This is a genomic window from Planctomycetia bacterium (assembly GCA_016795155.1).
GTDB lineage: Bacteria > Planctomycetota > Planctomycetia > Gemmatales > HRBIN36 > JAEUIE01.
Window position 1 is genome coordinate 15683 of the sequence record JAEUIE010000068.1, and the last position, 20615, is coordinate 36297.

The 20615-nt window shown below is 47.5% G+C and carries 19 protein-coding genes; 13 read left to right on the plus strand and 6 right to left on the minus strand.

Annotation, left to right across the window (positions count from 1 at the left end; translation table 11 throughout):
- Window positions 1–21 precede the first annotated feature (21 nt).
- A complete protein-coding gene (locus JNJ77_21930) occupies window positions 22–3564 on the minus strand; it encodes a DNA polymerase III subunit alpha (protein MBL8825263.1) in 3543 nt (1180 codons plus the stop codon).
- Window positions 3565–3739: 175 nt separating this feature from the next.
- Here JNJ77_21930 and JNJ77_21935 point away from each other — a divergent pair, with 175 nt between their 5' ends.
- The 5 genes from JNJ77_21935 (at window position 3740) to JNJ77_21955 (ending at window position 7136) form a co-directional block, all read left to right on the plus strand.
- Entirely contained in the window at window positions 3740–4030 is a 291-nt protein-coding gene (locus tag JNJ77_21935; protein MBL8825264.1) for a zinc ribbon domain-containing protein, read from the plus strand.
- 26 nt (window positions 4031–4056) lie between these two features.
- Window positions 4057–4245, plus strand: coding sequence for a DNA gyrase inhibitor YacG (gene yacG / locus JNJ77_21940; GenBank protein ID MBL8825265.1), 189 nt, complete (start codon window positions 4057–4059; stop codon window positions 4243–4245).
- Window positions 4246–4496: 251 nt separating this feature from the next.
- The gene (locus JNJ77_21945) at window positions 4497–5333 is read left to right on the plus strand and encodes a hypothetical protein (protein ID MBL8825266.1); all 837 of its coding nucleotides are present in this window, start codon (window positions 4497–4499) and stop codon (window positions 5331–5333) included.
- Between the two features lie 200 nt (window positions 5334–5533).
- Window positions 5534–6241, plus strand: a complete 708-nt coding sequence (locus tag JNJ77_21950) for a HEAT repeat domain-containing protein (protein ID MBL8825267.1) — start codon at window positions 5534–5536, stop codon at window positions 6239–6241.
- A gap of 43 nt (window positions 6242–6284) precedes the next feature.
- Entirely contained in the window at window positions 6285–7136 is an 852-nt protein-coding gene (locus tag JNJ77_21955) for a metallophosphoesterase (protein MBL8825268.1), read from the plus strand.
- Between the two features lie 15 nt (window positions 7137–7151).
- Here JNJ77_21955 and JNJ77_21960 read toward each other — a convergent pair whose 3' ends face one another.
- The 3 genes from JNJ77_21960 to JNJ77_21970 form a co-directional block, all read right to left on the minus strand.
- Entirely contained in the window at window positions 7152–8027 is an 876-nt protein-coding gene (locus JNJ77_21960) for an ABC transporter permease subunit (GenBank protein ID MBL8825269.1), read from the minus strand.
- 128 nt (window positions 8028–8155) lie between these two features.
- Entirely contained in the window at window positions 8156–10402 is a 2247-nt protein-coding gene (locus JNJ77_21965) for a bifunctional SulP family inorganic anion transporter/carbonic anhydrase (GenBank protein ID MBL8825270.1), read from the minus strand.
- A gap of 363 nt (window positions 10403–10765) precedes the next feature.
- Window positions 10766–10930 carry a hypothetical protein gene (locus JNJ77_21970; protein MBL8825271.1) on the minus strand — a complete coding sequence of 55 codons (165 nt, stop codon included), beginning with the start codon at window positions 10928–10930 and terminating at the stop codon, window positions 10766–10768.
- A gap of 100 nt (window positions 10931–11030) precedes the next feature.
- Between JNJ77_21970 and JNJ77_21975 the strand changes: the two genes are divergently transcribed.
- The 6 genes from JNJ77_21975 to JNJ77_22000 all read left to right on the plus strand — a co-directional run bounded on the left by JNJ77_21975 (window position 11031) and on the right by JNJ77_22000 (window position 16257).
- Window positions 11031–11867: a sigma-70 family RNA polymerase sigma factor gene (locus JNJ77_21975; protein MBL8825272.1), complete on the plus strand. Its 837-nt coding sequence runs from the start codon at window positions 11031–11033 to the stop codon at window positions 11865–11867.
- Between the two features lie 127 nt (window positions 11868–11994).
- Entirely contained in the window at window positions 11995–13260 is a 1266-nt protein-coding gene (locus JNJ77_21980; protein MBL8825273.1) for a dipeptidase, read from the plus strand.
- Between the two features lie 131 nt (window positions 13261–13391).
- Window positions 13392–13661 carry a hypothetical protein gene (locus JNJ77_21985; protein MBL8825274.1) on the plus strand — a complete coding sequence of 90 codons (270 nt, stop codon included), beginning with the start codon at window positions 13392–13394 and terminating at the stop codon, window positions 13659–13661.
- Window positions 13662–13692: 31 nt separating this feature from the next.
- Window positions 13693–14451, plus strand: a complete 759-nt coding sequence (locus JNJ77_21990; GenBank protein MBL8825275.1) for an aquaporin — start codon at window positions 13693–13695, stop codon at window positions 14449–14451.
- A 148-nt stretch (window positions 14452–14599) separates the two neighbouring features.
- Entirely contained in the window at window positions 14600–15736 is a 1137-nt protein-coding gene (dnaJ, locus tag JNJ77_21995; protein ID MBL8825276.1) for a molecular chaperone DnaJ, read from the plus strand.
- A complete protein-coding gene (locus JNJ77_22000; GenBank protein ID MBL8825277.1) occupies window positions 15733–16257 on the plus strand; it encodes a nucleotide exchange factor GrpE in 525 nt (174 codons plus the stop codon). The genes dnaJ and JNJ77_22000 overlap by 4 nt, the downstream gene beginning before the upstream one ends.
- Before the next feature lie 7 nt (window positions 16258–16264).
- Here JNJ77_22000 and JNJ77_22005 read toward each other — a convergent pair whose 3' ends face one another.
- Entirely contained in the window at window positions 16265–16861 is a 597-nt protein-coding gene (locus tag JNJ77_22005; protein ID MBL8825278.1) for an HDIG domain-containing protein, read from the minus strand.
- A 73-nt stretch (window positions 16862–16934) separates the two neighbouring features.
- Here JNJ77_22005 and JNJ77_22010 point away from each other — a divergent pair, with 73 nt between their 5' ends.
- Window positions 16935–18278, plus strand: coding sequence for a Gfo/Idh/MocA family oxidoreductase (locus JNJ77_22010; protein MBL8825279.1), 1344 nt, complete (start codon window positions 16935–16937; stop codon window positions 18276–18278).
- A gap of 215 nt (window positions 18279–18493) precedes the next feature.
- Complete coding sequence (locus tag JNJ77_22015; GenBank protein ID MBL8825280.1) at window positions 18494–19819, plus strand: vanadium-dependent haloperoxidase; 1326 nt, start codon at window positions 18494–18496, stop codon at window positions 19817–19819.
- 68 nt (window positions 19820–19887) lie between these two features.
- Here the strand turns inward: JNJ77_22015 and JNJ77_22020 are convergent, their stop codons facing one another.
- Window positions 19888–20586, minus strand: coding sequence for a DUF3386 family protein (locus JNJ77_22020; GenBank protein MBL8825281.1), 699 nt, complete (start codon window positions 20584–20586; stop codon window positions 19888–19890).
- Window positions 20587–20615 lie beyond the last annotated feature (29 nt).

The window sequence follows — 20615 nt, forward strand, 5'->3', positions numbered from 1 at the left end:
CTTGTAAGCTGGAAAGTTTTTTCAACCAGCAGAAATGTGCACGCTTCGTTCGCCCACCAGCAGTTTGAGGTCATCCATGGCGAGGCGGTCAAGATCGATACGGTAGTCAGCACCTAATTGAAACACAGCACGATTTCCGACCAATGATTGCACTTCAATCATGACAGGCGTGGTGCCTTGGGTTCGTTTCAGCATCGTACCCAGTTGACTGATCAACTGAGTGTCATGCATGCCTTCTTCCAGAATAATTCGCAGGCTGCCACCGTTACGGGAATAGAGCCTTCCCTTATCCAGTGCAATAATTTTGTTCACGATGAGCCCAGGTTTTTCCCTGCTTCGATCTACAGTTGCTTTTACAAAACAGACTTTGTCATTCACAACATCATCTTTGTGGTTGCCGAAACTCTCCGGGAACATGACGCATTCCATGGTTCCGGTCAAATCTTCCAGATGAAATCGTGCCATCCGTGTGTCGCCGGTGCGACTGCGTTTGGCGTTAGTGTAACGTACTTGAGTCAGCATACCGCCGATCATGACCTCAGCGCCTGCAGCCAGCTTGTCAATGTCGACCAGTCGATGACTGGCATAGGTCAGCTCCGCTTCGTGCTGTGCCAGTGGATGGCTGGACAGGTAAAAACCGAGAGAATCACGTTCATACGTCAGTTTTTCTTTGGCAGACCAGGGATCAACGGATGGCAGTTGTCTGGGATTGGCTTGTTGTTTTGAATCCGTCGTTTCTGTATCGTCATTGAGAATATCAAAGATGCTGCCTTGGCCTCGTTTCTTGTCTTCCTGCTTGTTACTGGCTTCCTGAACTGCACCAGGCAATGCAATCATCATAGCCGCTCGGTTAGCATCCGGCGCCATGGAGTCCATCGCGCCAGCCTTGATCAGCGTTTCGATAGCAGAACGAGGCACCAGGCGAGAGTCTACCCGCTCGCATAAATTGTAAAGATCAACAAAATGCCCTCGATGTGATCGCTCTTCAACGATAGCTTGCGCTGCTTTTCGCCCCAGGCCTCGGATTGCTACCAGCCCAAAGCGAATGCTCTTTTCACCAGCCACACTGAAATCGGCATCGCTCTGATTCACATCGGGAGGCAGTACAGTTAGACCCATTTCCTTCGTATTGCGAATGTGTTCCGCAATCTTGTCTGTATCACCTAATTCACTGGTTAATACCGCAGCCATGAATTCTGCTGGGAAATGGGCTTTGAGATAGGCGGTTTGATAACTCACGATGGCGTATGCTGCCGAATGGCTTTTATTGAATCCGTAACCGCCGAAGACCACGATTTGTTCGAAGACTTTCTCCGCGACGTCTTTCTTTACTCCTCTCTTGACTGCACCTTTGATGAATTCTGCTCTGCGTTCATCAATGATATCCATCTTCTTCTTGCTGATGGCTTTGATGCAGGCATAGGCGGAAGATAATTCAATACCGCCCAGCCTGTTGAGAATCCGCATGACCTGTTCCTGGTAGACCATCACACCATGCGTTTCTTCCAGAACATCCTTCATGATGTCGTTTTCATAGACAGGCTGTTCTCTGCCGTGTTTACGATTGACGTATGAATCAACCATGCCTCCCTGGAGCGGGCCAGGGCGGTATAGCGCTGTGGATGCGATGATATCGCGAATGTTATCGGGCTTGAGTGACCGGAGCAGATTACGGATTCCTTCCGACTCAAATTGAAAGACACCCTGTGTATGGCCCGATTGTAACAGTTTGTAAGTGGGTTCATCGTCCAGTGGCAATGCATCCAGGTCTATGGATTTGTTACGATGCTGTTGAATCAGCTTGACCGCTTTATCCAGCAGGGTAAGAGTGCGCAGCCCCAGAAAATCCATCTTCAACATGCCGACCTTTTCCAGGTCGTTCATGGTCCACTGTGTAGTAACCTGATATTCCTTTTCAGGAACTTGATCTCCCTTGTTGCCTTTTATCAGGACACGTTGAACAGGAACGAAGTCAGTAATCGGGCCATTGGCGATCACCACGCCGGCAGCGTGTGTTCCTACATTGCGATTGGTGCCTTCCAGTTTCATCGCAATGTCGAGCATTTCCTTAATGTGCAGATCCTGCTGATATTCCTTTCGTAAATCTGCTACTTTTTCCATCGATTCTTCGATTGAGATGCCCAGCGGAGCTTTCGGAATCAGGTTCGATAATGCATTAACACGATCCAACGGCACACCCAGAACACGCCCAACATCTTTAATCGCAGCACGAGCTGCCATCGTTCCAAAAGTTGCGATCTGAGCAACACTCTGTTCGCCATACTTCTGCTTAACGTACTGGATGACTTCTTCCCTGCGTTCCTGGCAGAAATCAATATCGATATCTGGCGCTTCTGCACGATTGGGATCAAGAAATCGCTCAAAGAGAAGGTCATATTTGAGTGGATCAACCTGGCTGATCTGCAGTACATAACTCAGCAACGAGCCACAGGCTGAGCCACGTGCTCCAGCGGGAATTCCTTTCTCGCGGGCAAACCTTACAAAATCCCAGACAATCAGGAAGTAACTGGCGAAACCCAGCCGGATGACCACTTCCAATTCTAGCTTCAGTCGGTCTTTGGCAGCTTTACTCGGCTTGCCATCATATCGAAATTGCAATCCTTGCTCGGCAAGTTCACTCAGATAACTTTCAGGCTTCTGTTCTTTAGGCAAATGGAAGACGGGAAAATGTCGCTTATTGAAATCGAATTCTATTTCGCAGGAGTTGGCAATCTCCTGTGTGCGTTTGACAGCTTCCTCGTGACCAGGAAAGAGATTATACATTTCCGATGGCGTACGAATGTAAAACTGATTTGAACCGTATCGCATGCGGTTCTCGTCACTTTTCAGTCTACCTGTATTAATGCAGAGCAAAACATCATGCGAAATGTCATCGCCTGATTTCAGATAATGTGCATCGCACGTTGCAACCAGAGGCAGGCCCATTTTGTCAGCGAGGTCGATGGCTCGCACATTCAACTCAGCCTGGGCTTCTATGCCGTTATTCTGAATCTCGACGTAAAACCGATCTTTGAATACTTTGACGAACCATTCCGCAAGTTTTTTAGCCTCCTTTAGTTGTTCCTTTAAGAGGAAACTGCTGAACTCACTCGACATACAGCCGGAAAGCACGGTGATGCCTTCACTGTGTGCTTCGAGGATTTCCTTGTCGATGCGTGGCTTGTAATAAAACCCCTCGAGGTAAGCCAGCGACGATAACTTGATAAGATTCTTAAACCCCTGTGTATTGTGAGCCAGCATGGTGAGGTGATAGCTGTATTCGCCACCAGTGCCTTTGTTCTCTTTCTCGGTTCGTTTACCGGGGGCAACATAGGCTTCATAGCCAACAATGGGTCGAATCCCCGCAGCTTCAGCTTCACGAAACAACTCGATTGCCCCATACAAGTTGCCATGGTCGGTTACCGCGACGGCATTCATCCCCAGGGATTTCACATGGGAACAGAGTTCCGGAATACGATTGGCGCCATCGAGCAGGCTGTAATGTGTGTGGCAGTGAAGATGAACAAATGGATTTGCGGAACTGTTGGTGGCAGGTTGTTTCATGTTGCTTCCATTCATTGATTGATGAGGGGATGATAGGGGACATCAAATGTCTGTCGAGTGATTTGAACAGCCCGTTTCGATGAATGTCAATTAACTATCGAGACTGCATTTCTCACCCAGTTCAATCCCGATATAATTCTTCATTGGTTCCCATAACAAGGTAGTCAGAGATATTATGCCAACCTATCAGTATGAATGTGCAGCTTGTCACTATTCCTTCGAGGAACTCCAGTCCATCAAGGAAGATGCATTGACCAAATGCCCGAAATGCAAAAAGAAAAAGCTGCAACGACTTCTCGGCACTGGAGCAGGTTTACTATTCAAAGGCTCCGGTTTTTACATCACCGATTATCGAAGTGATTCTTACAAATCAGCAGCTAAGGCAGATTCTGGAAAGTCTGATTCAGGTGGCACTGATAAGTCAGGCAGTTCGGGCAAATCAGAAGGCAAAGGGAAATCGGATTAGGTATTTAAAAACAGGTAAACGAAGCAATGCTGGTAATCTCTTGTCCTACTTGTCATAAATCGGAACGGATTGAATCCATTAAAACATGGCCATATTTTCCCTTTTGTGGAGAACGATGCAAGATCATCGATTTAGGCAACTGGTTGGATGAAGCATATCACTTGGCTGACTCTGACGATCCGGTTGAATCGATACCTGATGAGCTGGCAGATTAACCTTTCCTGATGGTCGCATGAATTAAATGTGGTTGAAGAGTCTGAGACGTTCTCGCGATTGACGAAAGTAGCTGGACAAGCTATATCCTCGCCCCATGAATCTGGCATGGAAAATTCACAACTGGGCGACCGTGTTTCGAGCAGGGTTCCTGCTTCTGTTGTGTTTACATGTCAATGCCTGTCAGCACAAGGAAACTTATGCTGAATCGGAACAATTACATCCTCAAATCTCCATAGAACAATCTCGGCCAATGCCGTTACATCAAGAATTGGTCGTAAACCAGATACCGCCTATTCCGGTTCAGTCCCCCCATGTCGCACCGGAAATCGAAAAACAACGAAGTGGTGGGCAACTTGCACTGACATCTGTCCAACTCTCACCTGCCGTGCAGACGGCTGCTGTGGAAATTCCAACGAGTCTGACACATTCGCGAAGTGGACTGCTGGTTGCTTTGGAGCACTATCTTGATCAACATCACGATGCAGCAGTCGCCGCCTTACAACAATATCCTCGGGATGACAGAGAAGCAGCTTTGGTAATGCTGCCATACCTAGCGCGTATGGAACAGGGCGAAAATTGGAACACGCTCAACGGAGCACAAAAACTGGCTCTCCTCGAATCGTTTCGCTCACTAATTCGACGATTAAGCATGTCTGCACCTCTGGTGCTGCAGAATGTTTCACTGGTAGAGGATCAGCCTCAGCGATTTGGTGAGGTAAAGCCTCGCACCAATTCGAACTATTATCCAGAAGACTGGGTTCATGCTTATGCAGAACTGGTCAACCTCATCGACCATACTGGAGGAGATGGTAAACGTCAGGTTCGTCTGGAAGTCACGCTCGAATTACATGGTCCCAGGGACAAAATCTACTGGACAGATACCAAGCCGTTTGAAAAAACAGGCAGTATCAGTTCACGGAACGATTATCATGTTGCAGCCAGTTTCACCTTGCCTAAACAGTTAATGCCAGGCATGTATCAATTGCATCTTTATGTGGTAGATCGGGATACCAACCGGAAGGCTCATGATTCACTGCCATTGCATGTGCTCGAATCGCGAGGCAGAGTGAGTAATAAGAGAAAATAATTCTGTCAGCACTTCGCAGTAATTCATGCAGATAATAACGATTGTTACAAGCAGTCAAGCGAGAGTGGTGATTACAGCACTGACATGTTCAGATAGCAAGTCTGCATTTTCCTATCCGTAAATGATGAATGCTTAGCCCCCATTTGATCGAAGAGTATTGAAGAGACTCTTCAGGGTAATGCTTCCAGAGAAAGTCTGTCATGTATTCCAACATCACCAGATCGATCTGTATCCTGCTGATTTGTTTATTTCCGGTAACAACGCATGCTCAAGAGTCGGGCAAGAAGGCAAAGAAGGAAACCAAAACACCAGCCGAACGGATCGAGTCATTGCTTGAAATTCTGAAAAATGACCGCAAGGAAGATCGCCGAGTTCAAGCAGCTGAAGAACTGGGTAAACTGGCAAGTAATGATTATCCCGAAATTGTCGCTGGGCTGATGGATTCACTGGTTCGCGATGAATCAACGTCGGTACGTAAAACGGTGATAAAAAGCCTTGCTGGCATTAAGCCAGAGTCCTACGAGATTAAAGACGCTCTCGATCAAGCAGTAAAGTCGGATAAGGCATGGTCGGTCAGGCAGGTTGCCCGGTTATCCGTCTTTCGATACAAGCCGAAAGATGAACCAAATTATGTTCCTGGACCCAAGTTGAGAAATACATCCAAACCATCACAATCAGGCGCAGTGGCCAGTCAGAAGTCATCCGCTTCCATGTCTACCAAACCTGCTGATCCGTTGAAAACACTGTCTATTCCAGAAAGATCCGTAACAGATGCTTCTATGCCCATTTTCCCTCCCGCTCCTGTTATGGCTTCTGCACCAGGTACCATGAATCCGGCTCCAAATTCAGCCAAATCGACCGTCGAAATTCCTGCGAGATTGACTGCGCCAAAGCCTGAAAGTAAATGACAAGCTATACTAACCTGACTCGAAACCAGAATGAGCCTGTGCCGTGCCCGATCCACAGAAAATGTTAGCGACCATCCAGAAAGCTATTCAGATACTGAAGCAGCAGCCTGGCAGGGTTGGGAAATACGTGGAACTGCAGGATGCTGACGAAATCATCATCTTAGGTGATCTGCATGGCAACCTGACCAATTTCAAAAAACTCCATGAGTTAGCCAAGTTGGATAAACACCCTAAAAGACATCTAGTAGTGCAGGAACTCGTTCACGGACCTTTTTCTTACACCAACGACGGTGGGGAAACCTCACATCGACTTGTTGACATTGTCTGTGCCTATATATGTCAGTTCCCATTTCGTGTGCACTACCTCTTGGGAAACCATGAACTATCTCAATGGACACGTCGGGAAATTGGCAAGAACAATGAAAGCCTCAACGAGCTATTTAGTAAAGGTGTCAGTACTGCTTACCCCCATCATACCGAAGCTTTTTTAACAGCCTATGATCAACTGTTCTCGGCTTTGCCAGCTGCTATTCGACTTCCTAATGCTGTGTTTATCAGTCACAGTATGCCTGCTGCCAGTCGTCTGCTTGATTGGGAAGTAGACGATCTGAAAAAGGCACAACATACGGATGAAGATTTTAAAATAGGCGGTGCAGTGCACGGAATCGTCTGGGGTAGAGATACCAGTGAATTTACCGTGTCAACTTTCCTGGATATTGTGAATTCGGAACTGCTCATTTCGGGACATATTCCAAACGAAAAGGGATTTGAAACTCCCAACAAATATCAGATTATCCTCGATGGCACCATCGAGAACCCACCTGCGTTGTTATTCTCAACTCGCGAAAAGCAGACTCAGCAGAAACTGCTTGATTCCATGAAATGGCTGAAGTGAATTGCCAGTATGTGATCAATTTCCTTCTGGCGTTTTCATCCGAAATTCCCTTGTTGTAAATACATACATGGCCGCAAGGGTACTGACCAGAAAAATGCTCAGCAACGTGATGATGCATTCCTGGCTGTCAGGCAACACTTCTTGAGCAACTGCCCATTTGATTGCACTTTTATTGGTAGTGTTAGGCAGTTGAAATTGTTCACCAATCCAGTTGCAAACCAGACACTGGTAATAGTGAACACTGGTAAATTTTCGTAAGACAAACGGATAGTTTGCCAGGAATATCTCAAATACAGCAATATAGACAACACCGATAATCAACGAGGGTCGGAGCAACACACTGATCAACCCAAAGAGTCCGGCATTGGCAGCAATCAGAAGTGCTGTTGGTGCGAGTAATGCCAGCCAACGGGTTACCCAACGATGTTCGTTTTCCAGTCCGCTGCCAGTCCAGAGTGCGGCCAGAGTAATACCCGTGAAAATCGAGGTAATCAGCCAGGCAATCAGAATAGCTGCGCTTATCTTGCTGAGATAAATGACCCATCGTGGTATGGGACACAGGAGCAGGTAGGTCAGTGTCTGGTTTTCCTGCTCGTCACGTATCATGCCGGATGCAAGAAGCAGCGTCGTAATCGGCGCCACCACTGACGAACAGTAGAGCATTACCGTAATAAACTCTACTTCCAGAAAAGCCGGTAGTAACTCACCGGACTTGAAACGCGGCACGCTAATCCCGCGAAATATGAACACGACAACTAGCGGGACCATGGCAAGAACGATCAGAAGCAACGCGCGTCGCCATTGGATCAGGCTTCTGAGTGTAATAGTAAATACTGTGGAGACGGCGCCCAAAGGAATGGAACGATCCAGACTGACAGAAGCAGTTGACATGGCGTTTACGTCTCAGCAAGGTACTTTCGCTTTGTACGTTAGTTCGTTCCAGTTGTCTGTATATTTTTCTGTCCAGAGTTATTCACTGTAGCAGTTTGAGAAGTCAAGGGTCGCGGTAGTCAAGAACATCAATGCAAGCCGAGGAAATCCACTTTCCCCGAACTGATATTGTACAGGCCACCAATGATCTTGATTTTGCCCTGTTTTTCCAATTGACTCAGCGTGTTGCTTTCACGTTTGATATAGGCAATGGTATGTTCGACATTGCGTCGGGCTACCATGTCTATGAAGCTACGTTTTTCTTCAGGAGTCCAGGATTTGGCCATCTGATGTACATTCGTGTCTACGGATTTCTGCAGTTCACCCAGCAGCAGATCAAGATGTTCACACCCAGTGAATTCGGTTGGAGTCTTGCCTGAAAGAGTAAGATCAACAGCGGAACTGACTGCTCCGCAACTGGTATGCCCCATAACAAAGACCAGTTTGGCTCCGGCAACATGGCAGGCGAACTCCATGCTCCCCAGTACCTTTTCACGTGCAACGTTGCCGGCAATGCGAATGGTAAAAATATCTCCCACACCCAGATCAAACACAATCTCGGTAGGTGCGCGAGAATCAATACACCCCAGAATTACGGCCATCGGATATTGCTTTTCTGCAGTCTGTGAGATTTGTCGATGCAGATCCCGGCTAAGACGGTTGCCTGTGTAGAAACGCTCGTTTCCTTCCTTCAGAATTTCAATGACCTGATCAGGCGTCAGTTGTTCACGCAGTTCCTGGCTGCTGTAATCGACAAACTGAATTACATCCTTGATCTGGTATTTCTCCTGAAAACCAATCAGACTCACCTGTATTCCACGCGCAGGTCCGATCTCATTCTTCAACTCATGAATCATTTCAAGAATATCGGGATCAACATAGTCAGTATCGCGTGCGTCAATCAGTAAATGCTTGACATCAGGAGCATCTTCCAGGATTCGACCTAGAACTGCCTTATTCAGAAAGCTGACTTGATTCGCCAGCCGGATGTGAAAGACATCGCCACTAATGTGTTTTTCAAGGACTTTCGTCATGGGACGTTTCAAATTGCTACGAAGGATGAAACCAATACTGACAACCAGGCCAATCAAAATACCAATCAACAGATCAGTGAAAATGATTGCAACGATGGTGACAATGAAAGGGAGAAACTGATACCTTCCCTGCTTCCACATACTTACGAAATTATGGGGATGTGCCAGTTTCCAGCCTGTCATGATGAGAATAGCAGCCAGGCAGGATAATGGAATCTGGTTGAGTAATCCTGGTAGAAACAAAACAAACACGAGCATATGTACGCCGTGCAGAATGGTAGAGAGCTTGGATCGCGCACCGGAATTGATGTTGACGGTGCTGCGAACTATGACGGAGGTTACAGGAATGCCACCGATAATTCCGCTGAGGAAATTGCCAACTCCCTGCGCGGTCAACTCTCTACTAGGTGGTGAACGTCGTTTCTGAGGATCAATTTTGTCGACCGCTTCCAGGTTCAACAATGTTTCCAAGGATGCAACAATGGCAATAGTGACTGCCGCTTTATAGATGCTGAATTGTGAAAGGAATGAAAAGTCTGGAAAGGTCAGCAATTTTGAGAGCTCATCCCAGGTTGTAATTACCGGGACTTGAACGAGATGGCTGAGTTCAGGTTTTGAACAGATACTGATATCCCATGGTTCGCCCAAGTATTTGAGGAAATTGTGCAATGCACAGCCGCATATCACAACTACCAGAGGTGCAGGAATCAACGAGGATTTCAATGATTTAATTCGATCCCAGCCCATCAGAATCAGCATGCTGACGATACCAACCAAGAGTGATCCTGAATGCAGATCAAAAACAGAATCGATCAGTTCGGTGAAGGTATTGCGATTATCTGGCTGGAAAAAACTCATTTCACCATCTGGATCAGGATCATGGCCTACCAGGTGAGGCAACTGTTTTAAGATTAGAATAATGCCTATTGCGGTCAGCAATCCCTTAATGACACTGCTGGGAAAGAACTCAGCGATAAATCCACACTTAAACACACCGAACAGAAACTGAATAACGCCAGCTACCACCAAGGCTGCCAGAAATCCCTCAAATGAACCAATACCTGCTATTTGAGCAGATACCACTGCTGTCAATCCTGCTGCCGGACCTGCAACGCTGGTATGTGATTTGCTAATTAGCCCCACGACAATTCCGCCAACAATGCCCGCAATAATTCCAGCCATGAAAGGAGCATCAGAGGCTTTGGCCACACCCAGACATAAAGGTAAGGCCACTAAAAATACCGTAATACTGGCAACAAAATCACGACTGATATGGGCAACAAGTGGGGTGCTTCTTTTCATCAATCGGTTTCCGGTTATCGGAGCCTGAATAACTCCCATATCTTAGGATAATCTATAAGTTGTATGTTGTTCATCCCCAAATCCTCGAGGTTTGGTTGGTATTCGTACAGTCTCGCTCTCTGTTTCTTCGTTTGCATCAAAGTACCAGTAAGTCGCCTTTCGCTGTCAAAACCCACCTGCATAGATAATGTTCAATTGTTCGTAACCCGGGGGCACCCCGTATTGAATCACCTGTGTCGAACATTCACTCTATACTAACTGTTTGTAAGATGTCAGATACGCGTGTTGCAAGTATTTCAAGGGGAAATCACCTAACCATATGTAGCGATTACACGAGCTCTACTTTTCACGCCTGTCATAGCATCAGGCAGGGTTGTAGCCGGTAAGCCGCTTCTCAGGCCAGTGATTGAATTGACTGAAACACTTGACAGCAAGGATGTTCCAGAACGGCAAGCCTTTGGGTCGATAGCGTAAGTGCCAGCCCAAAGCGGCGGTTTTGGAAGCGCGGTGGGATAGGACCTGGCTCATACCAGCCTCACGCTTCCGGACAACATGATTTTGCAACCGGGAGTAGGCCACGATGGCTTTGTTAAAAACGCGCCGTAGCACCTTGAGGACTGATTCCGCTATGAATCGACCACGTCGCATCAGAAGCGAATCAGCACAATCTCCCCTGGAGACCTATCTCCGTGAGATAAATGAAACAGCATTACTCACCGCGCGGGAAGAAAAAGAACTGGCCTATCAGATTATTGCAGGCAGTGGCGCTGCTCGTGAACGCATGGTCCGGGCCAATCTGCGTCTCGTCGTGAACATTGCTCGCAGCTACACCGGCAAAGGCCTGGCATTACAGGATCTGATCGAGGAAGGAAATCTTGGGCTCCTTCGTGCTGTCGAGGGTTTCGATCCGGGGATGAACACCCGTTTCAGTACCTACGCCAGCTACTGGATCAAGCAGTCCATCAAACGGGCATTAGTTAATTCAGCCAAGACCATTCGCATTCCAGCTTACATGGTGGAATTGCTTTCCAAATGGCGACGAGCCACTGCACAACTGAATGATTCACTAGGTAGACCGCCAACACAGGAAGAAGTGGCGAGGGTACTGGAACTGCCTAAGAAAAAGCTGAACATCATCAAGAAAGCCATCAAGATTTACAATGCGACGCCACAGACCGATCAGCCTGAAGCTGGCTGGACGCTGGGTGAAATGTTGACTGATGACCGCACCCGTACCCCAGATGCAGAAATGGTGATGTCGGATGATCTGGTGCAGGTCTTGCAGTTGCTGGAAAAGATGGACAAGCGTGAAGCTACCATTCTCCGCATGCGGTTTGGCCTGGACGCTGAAGAACCCAAGACACTCAAAGAAATTGGTGAAGCATTAGGCCTTACACGTGAACGCGTTAGGCAAATTGAAAGTGAAGCACTGGCACGATTGGCTGAAAGCCTGAATGGTGAGTAAGTAAAACGTCGAATGCAAATCAACCCCTGAAGCAATTCAGGGGTTTTTGTGTTGAAAGTGTTTCATTACGCCATGTAACGTGAACGCACTTCATCATAGAATGCCTATCTTCTGCAGGGAGTGGTTCATGTCGCGTATTTGTTGCATTCCGTTACTCGTTTTCGCTTCCCTGGCGGTTTGGGCGGATGATTCTGTTCAAAGTGGTCGTGGCGAAGTCAAACTCACCGATAAAGCCCGTCGTATTCATCAGGAAGCCATTCTGGTGGATGGCCATAACGACTTGCCTTATCGCTTTAGGCAGCTGAAAGATCGAGGGTTGGATCGCTATGACATTACTAAGAATGTCGCCGAGTTCCATACCGATATTCCACGTCTGAAAGCAGGCAATGTCGGCGTGCAGTTCTGGTCTGCCTATGTAGATGCCAGCCGATCTAAAGATTTAACAGCAGTTCGGGCAACCTTGGAGCAAATCGACATCATTCAGCGCATGATCAAGAAGTACCCGCATACCTTCGAGCAAGCATTCACGTACGAAGACATACTCAGGATTCGTAAAGCGGGCAAGATTGCGTCGTTGATTGGTGTCGAGGGTGGCCACTCCATCGACAATTCTCTCGGCGTATTGCGTGTGTACCATACGCTCGGTGTGCGGTATATGACATTAACTCACTCCGATACGCTTGACTGGGCAGATGCCTCCACCGACAAGCCAAAGAACAATGGTCTGTCTCCATTTGGAGAGTTGGTTGTTCTTGAGATGAATCGTCTGGGCATGCTGGTCGATATTTCACATGTTTCTGCAGACACCATGCGGCATGTTCTTAAGGTAACACGAGCACCGGTGATTGCTTCGCATTCTTCGGCTTATGGCATTGCTGAACATCCCCGTAATGTCCCTGATGATGTTTTGAAGTTAGTTGCCAAAAATCGTGGCGTGGTCATGGTCAATTTCTTTTCAGGGTTTGTGGTACCCGAGGGTGCTCGCCAGATGGCGAGCATGTTTGAAACGGTCCGCAAGCTGCAAGAAAAATACCCCAATGAAAATGATTTCAAAGCGGCCTTTGATACCTGGAAAAAAGAACATCCCATTCCACGAGGAAGTGTTCATACGGTGGTAGATCACATCGAACATATCATCAAGGTGGCTGGAATTGATCATGTCGGATTGGGTTCCGATTACGATGGAATTGGTACGACTCCCCGGCAAATGGAGGATGTCTCCAGCTATCCTTTGATCACACAGGAACTATTAAACCGTGGTTATTCGAAAGAAGATATCCACAAAGTGTTAGGGAACAACGCGTTACGTGTGATGAAGGAGTGCGAGGAGTGTGCACAGCGATTGTCTAAACTCCCTGTTACCAGTGTTTTGGGGCCGGCGCGAAATCCTTAATTCATTTGAAAGGTACACTTGATACGTTATACAATGGCAAGCCAGGAACTTTTCCCTTTGGAATGGTATTTTTTGAATCAGCATCATGAGACTCACACTACCGGGGTGAGTGGCATTACTGAGGACGGTTGATGATCTCTCTACCTTTTTGGCTTCAGCAGCGTGGTGGCGAATTAGCGCCCATTGATGAACGCACTATTCAGATTAAGGGAACTCAACTTCCTACTTGTGAATTATCGGTGTTCCCCATGCCGACGGGTGTTGGCTGGCGCGTTGCCATCGACTTGATTACTGGTGAATGTCGCAAGACACTGGCACACACTGAAAGTCCGTTTGAGAATGAAATGGCTGCCTGGCAGGCTGGTTTTGACCTCTATCGCCAGAGAATTGATAAAAAATAAGCGTCGTTCACTTCATTTCAACGAGACAAGAATGAATCAACTCTACAAGCAATCTATTGCGGAGCTACTGGGAACATTTTTTATTACATTCATTGGTGCCGGGGCTGTCTGTGTTGATGCGTTCCTTCAGTTTTCGGGACAGCCATCCATTGGCCCTTTGAGCATTGCCGTTGCACAAGCCTTGGCTGTGGCCATTGCGATCACATTTACCATGAACGTTTCTGGTGGATATTGTAACCCGGCAGTTTCTTTCGCGTTGCTCTTTACTGGACGATTGGAATACAAGCAAACAACCTATTTTGTTTTCGCACAATTCCTGGGAGCTTTGCTGGCGGGCTTTTTTCTTACAGTAATTTTTGGTTATGCAGGAAATACTGTCTCCACGGTAGCTCTTGGAACGCCACATTGCGCTGAAAGACTGAAAGCACTGTTCAATCGCGATATGGATCTGCAATTGACAGCGATGGCTACACTTATCGAATTGATCATGACTTTCCTGCTGGTGCTCGCAATCTATGGCACAGCCATTGATCGTCGTACGCCTCGAGTTGGCGGTTTCGGGGTTGGTGCAGCAGTGTTAGTGATAATACTAGTCGGTGCTGCTTTCACAGGGGCATGCATGAACCCGGCTAGATACTTGGGAACAACTGTTTGGGAAGCTGGAATTCAGAACGATTGGTCAAAAATAGGTGACTGGTACGTGTATTTTATCGGTCCGGTGTTAGGTGCCGTTCTGGCTGCCTGGATTTACAGTTCCTATGTGCTGGAAACGCCACCCGAAAAAGTTTGAAGTTGTATAATATGGATGAGAATTTCACGCCAGCGGATACGATTTTCGCTGGCGTTTCGGCTTGTCTGTGTTTGAGAATACGTTCATCATGAACTGAACGCAGAAAGTCAACCAGTGAGTATTTGAGCAACGGGCAATGGCCAACACAATGACCAAACGCGACTATTATGAGGTTCTTTCTGTAACCAGGACTTCATCGATTGAGGAAATTAAACGTTCCTACCGCAAGCTGGCGATGCAATACCATCCAGATCGCAATCCTGGTGATGCAGAAGCAGAAGTAAAATTTAAGGAAGCAGCAGAGGCGTACGATGTTCTTTCTGATCCAGAGAAGAAAGAACGATATGATCGCTATGGCCATGCTGGGTTAAATAACATGGGTGGCGGTGGGGCAGGATTCACCAACCTGAATGATATTTTTGATTTGTTTGGCGATATTTTTGGCGGATTCAATATGGGCGGAAGCGGGAGAACACGCCGCGCCCAGGGACAGGATCTGCAGATAGATATTGAGCTTGACCTTGTCGATGCTTTTAAAGGCACCGTCAAACCGATTGAATTTAACCGTGCGGAAGTATGCAGCGAGTGTAATGGATCAAGAATGAAGAAAGGCTCGCGACCTGCCAAATGTAATCGATGCGGCGGCAGGGGGGCAGTGGTGTCGAGACAGGGATTCTTTCAGATACAGGTGGCATGTCCCAGTTGTGGTGGGCGAGGTGAAATAATCACCGATCCGTGTGGCAAATGCGATGGCCAGGGGCAGGTGCTCAGCAAACGAAAGCTCGAGGTAAACATTCCTGCTGGGGTAGATAATGGCAGCAGAATTCGCTTGCCTGGAGAGGGCGAAGTAGCTGAAATTGGCGGGCCTCGTGGTGATCTATATTGCCGTGTTCGCGTCAAACCGCACAACGTGTTTCAGCGTGATGGTACAGACTTATTGTGCGAGGTACCGATTACGTTCTCCCAGGCAGCACTGGGCGGCGAACTTGAAGTTCCAACACTGACAGGCGCTTCATCCGTTACCTTACCACGTGGCACTAATCATGGCGACATTTTCAGAATCCGTGGAAAAGGCATGCCCGATGTTCGAGGAAGAGGAAATGGCGATCTCCTCATCAGAACTCTGATCGATATTCCCAAGAAACTCACCAAACGGCAGGAAGAACTGTTGCGCGAACTCGCGGAAATCGATCAGAAACATGTTTCTTCAGAACGTAAAGGGTTCTTTGATCGCGTCAAGGATTGGCTGACCGGTGATGAAAAGCAGGAAGGAGCGAAAGCGTGAGCAAGCAGGTAAAGATTCCAGTGAACGAGCCACAACAACCTGTTGCCCCCGAGGTTCAGTCCGAATCGACTACCAAGTCAGAGCTGGACAAGGTCTGTGAAGAACGAGACAAGTATCTCGATCTGCTGCGTCGAACACAGGCCGATTTCGAGAACTATCAGAAACGTTCATTGCGTGATGCAGAAACCGAACGGCGCTATGCACAAAAAGCACTGGCCCTGGAAGTTCTGCCTGCAATCGATAACCTGGATCGATTCCTGACATCGGTCACGGAAGAAAATGATCTTTCCCGCGCAGTTGTTATGGTCCAGAAACAACTGCTTGATGGCCTATCACGGCAGGGGATCAAGCGGATGAAATGCGTGGGACAGTTATTCGATCCCAACCTGCATGAAGCGATCATGCAACAACCATCAGATCAGAAGCCAGATACTATTCTGGTCGAAGCAGAAGCTGGATACACCTATCACGACCGCGTGCTCCGGCCGGCTAAAGTAGTTATTGCCAAAGCAGCGGATTAATTTGTCACTAAGCTGGTGCAGTTACGGACTCTGATCCCGTTACGCTGTCGGTGCGCACTACCAGTTCATGATTGAATGGCTGTAGTGCCGTAATTAAGAATTGAATATGGTCATCGAGAGGAACTTGAAACTCCTCGGCACCACGTATGATATCATCACGATTAACCTTGGCGGCAAATTGTTTGTTCTTCATTTTCTTTTTCACACTGCTGACCGTCATACCTTCAAAGCCTTCCGGCCTCATCAGGGCGCACGCGACGAGGAAACCGCATAATTCATCGCAGGCATAGAGAGCCTTCTCCATTGGTCTGACTCGTGGGCAGTCTGAAATATAATCAGCATGAGATTTAATGGCATAAATTACTTCTTCAGGATATCCTCGTTCCTGCAGGATGTGTGAACCCTGAAGTGGATGATCTGGAGGATCAGGCCAACGCTCGTAGTCAAAGTCATGCAGAAGCCCCACAATTCCCCAGGTTTCCTCGTCGTCATTCAAATGACGAGCGTAGGCCCGCATGGCTATTTCCACAGCTCGCATGTGCCTTTGAAGAGAAGGGTTTTTAACGAATTCTTTGACCAATGCCCAGGAATCTTCCCGTTTCATCTGCTTTTTCCATGCTATGCTAATGATTACTAGCGATTATCACCGGCATTCTCACGCCCAGCAAGGAGAATACATGAAAACGACCATGAATCGACGAACCTTTACAGGGGCAGTTGCCTCATTGACGGCACTCAGTGCCAGTCGAGTGTACGGAGCGAATCAGCAGGTTCGACTTGGTTTTATCGGGTGCGGTAATCGAGGGGATCAATTGCTTGATGCGTTTCTTGATACCACCAATGCCAGTTGTATTGCGTTTTGTGATCTGAATCAAAAGTACATCAAACATGCTGCAGGCAAGGTTCAAGGCATTATCGCTGAATACAAGGATTATCGGCAACTATTGGAAAACAAAGACATCGATGGGGTTGTCATTTCAACCCCGGATCACTGGCATGCACTCCAGACCGTCGATTCTCTTCAGGCTGGCAAGCACGTTTATATCGAGAAGCCATTATCGCTCTGTGTGGCCGAAGGACGAGCCATGGTAGATGCTGCACATAAGGCAAAGAAAACGGTTCAGGTTGGTTTCCATCGACGTTCCTCCAACTTTTGCAATGAGGCAGTGCAATTGATACAGCGCAAGGAAATTGGTGATATTACCATGGTGAGGGCATTCCATACACAGAACGAGTATCCCATGGGAATTGGCAATCCAACCGATGAAAAACCGCCAGTCGATCTGGATTGGGACAAATGGGTCGGTCCTGCACCCATGAAATCCTACAATCAGAATCGTACCTTCTACCGATTTCGTTGGTTCTACGATTATTCAGGTGGTCAGTTGACCAATATGGGCGCTCATTATCTGGACATGATCCACTGGGCACTGGGAGTCGAAGCACCACAATTTGTAACAGCTTTGGGTGGTAAACTGGTCATCAAGGATAACCGAGAAATTCCTGACACACTCGAAGTGGTTTACCAATACCCCGATACTCTGGTTACTTTCACGCAAGTTAATGCCAACGGGGCTCCGGGAACTTCACAACCAGGTGCAGATATTGAATTCCGGGGAACTAAAGGAACCCTGTATGTTCTGGGTAAAAGCTACATAGTGATTCCCGAGACCAATATGGGGGTTCCATTCCCGGCACAGAATCCAATTGATCGCACTTTGATTGCCAAGTATCGTGGTTCTGGAAAAGCTCAAATTGGTGGAAAGAAAGTATCAGGCAATGCGGATACTATCTGGCATACCAGAAACTTCATCAGTTCAATTACCAACGACAAGAAACCTAATTGTCCCATCGAAGTTGGTCATCGATCTACGACGGCAGCATTATTGGGTAACATCGCCTTGAAAAAGCGGGCAACACTCGAATGGGATGCCAAGAATGAGCAGTTTGTCAACAATAAGGAAGCCAATCAGTTGCTGAAATACGAGTATCGAAGTCCGTATAAGTTTCCTACTTTGTAATCCATCACAAATCTGATTTTAATTCATGCCCCCGATTGTCTAACCGGGGGTAGTTCTTTGATATAACGCTGGTCAAATCGACGCATACCTAGTTGACATTTCCGAGATGAATCCGACTGACACCAAATCAGTAATTTTTGTTGCAGTAGCTTGGCAAATGCTGTTTGATGAAGCATTGAAGAATCATCATGAGTTACACCTCAGGAGTATTTGCCATGTTAATCAAGAATTCTGTTCGGCTTTCCATTGAATCGTTAGAGGAAAGGCTGGTTTTTGATACCAGTTTGATTCAAGCACCTCAGCTTCTACCTGAACTTTACAGCTCAACCACATCGACTGTAACAAGTAATCTGGGTGCTGAGCAGGTACTTCGATGGAACTCACTTGCCCTGCAGGCAATTGCGATCAACCGTACCGCACCGCCGTTGGCAGCTCGAAATCTGGCCATGATTTCGATTGCCATGTTTGATGCAGCCAATGGCATAGCACGGTCGGAACAGAGCTTTCTGGTAAAAGGCAGAGCTCCTCGAGGTACCAATATGCATGCAGCTATCGGGTATGCAGCACATAAAATGCTGGTTGGATTGTTCCCGGCTCAGAAAGCTATCTTTGATACTGAATTGCGCGACATCATCGGTCAATTACCACGAGGCTTAGGTGTACAGTTAGGAAAAGTCTGGGGAGCGGTGGTGGCTAATCGAGTATGGACTGCACGAAAAAATGATGGAGCAACTGACGTAGTAACCTACCAATCGTCGATGCTACCCGGACGCTGGCAACCAACTCCCCCAGCGTTTGTTCAGAATCCTCTGTTGCCTCAATGGCCGGGAGTTACGCCATTTGCCATAACCAGCGGTGATCAGTTCCGTGCACCAGTTCCGCCAGCCTTAAACAGTCAGATTTATGCTGACAATCTGAATGAAGTAAAGTCACTGGGATCGGTAAACAGTCTTACAAGAACAGCCGATCAGACTCAAATTGCGAGATTCTGGGCAGCTGGGGCGGGCACTGTGACACCTCCTGGCATGTGGAATGTTTTTGCGCAGCAGCAAGCGCGTGATGCAAACTTGTCAACCGTAAAGACAGCAAAGCTTCTAGCAGTATTGAACGTAGCCATGGCTGATGCTGGCATTGCCTGTTGGGACAGTAAGTATGTCTTTGATTATTGGCGACCGGTTACCGCCATTCGCCAGGCAGACCTTGATGGCAACGATCTTACGCAACCTGATCCGGGCTGGACATCACTGATTGGAACACCGCCGTTCCCGAGTTATACTTCAGGGCACAGTACTTTTAGTGCTGCTGCAGCCGAAGTTTTCTCAGCTTTCTTTGGTGCTCAAACGGCCTTTTCCGGATCTTCAGATGGATTGCCTGGCGTTGTACGCCATTGGAATAGCTTCCGCGATGCAGCAACTGAAGCTGGTGATAGCAGAATATTTGGAGGTATCCACTTCAGATTTGATTCAACCGAGGGTTTAAACTGTGGCAGGCAGGTAGGTATCGTAGCACTGCAGAAATTCGGAATGCAGCCTGCTGCCTGACGAATGATACACACAGAGACGACTGACCAGATACTTTATTATCTGGTCGGTCGCTTCCGATAGACAAATTACTTGATGCTGCTGATCTTGAAGTTGGATAATTGCAGTTCTCGAGCATCAACTTCATTCGTGACCGTCACCACGCGGATCACCTTCGGCAAATCCAATCCCTGGTGGCGAATCCAGTTTTGATTGTGTGCTTCAGACCTCTCCAGCGATCCATCTTGGGCCCAATATTGAACTACAAAGGAAGTTGGCAAAAACTTACCTTCCTCATTCCTGCCGTTCTCCTGAACAATGATGCTGAATTTCCCATCACCCTGCTTGCGATTGACTTCCATGATCTGGTTATCACGAATGCGGTAACTGGAATGCATCTCATCGTTCAGAATGTTCACCAGCCGACCCAGTGGATGAGAGGTAATGCCGTCAGCAAAGGCACAGGGAGTCTTTCTGGGGATTGCAGGTTGCAAACGATGTGTAATGGTTGAAGTAAGAACTTTTTTGACCCAGACTAATGGTTGTCCCTGAATGTCTGTTATTGTCACAACACCCTTGCTGTCTACTTGAACTGTTCCCCGATACTGCTTCTGATTCACATTCAGCTGAATTTCGGCAGTAAATCCTGGAAAATTCTCCATGACTGCTCGTGTTGCACGAGCGTTTGATAACATTTCAGAAGCTTCAGGCTGCTCAACAGGCTTCTTCACGTTATCGCTTACAATACAGAGTGTTGCACACACAAACGAAACCAACATGGTGGACATTCACAACTCCAAGCATAGTGACTGATAAA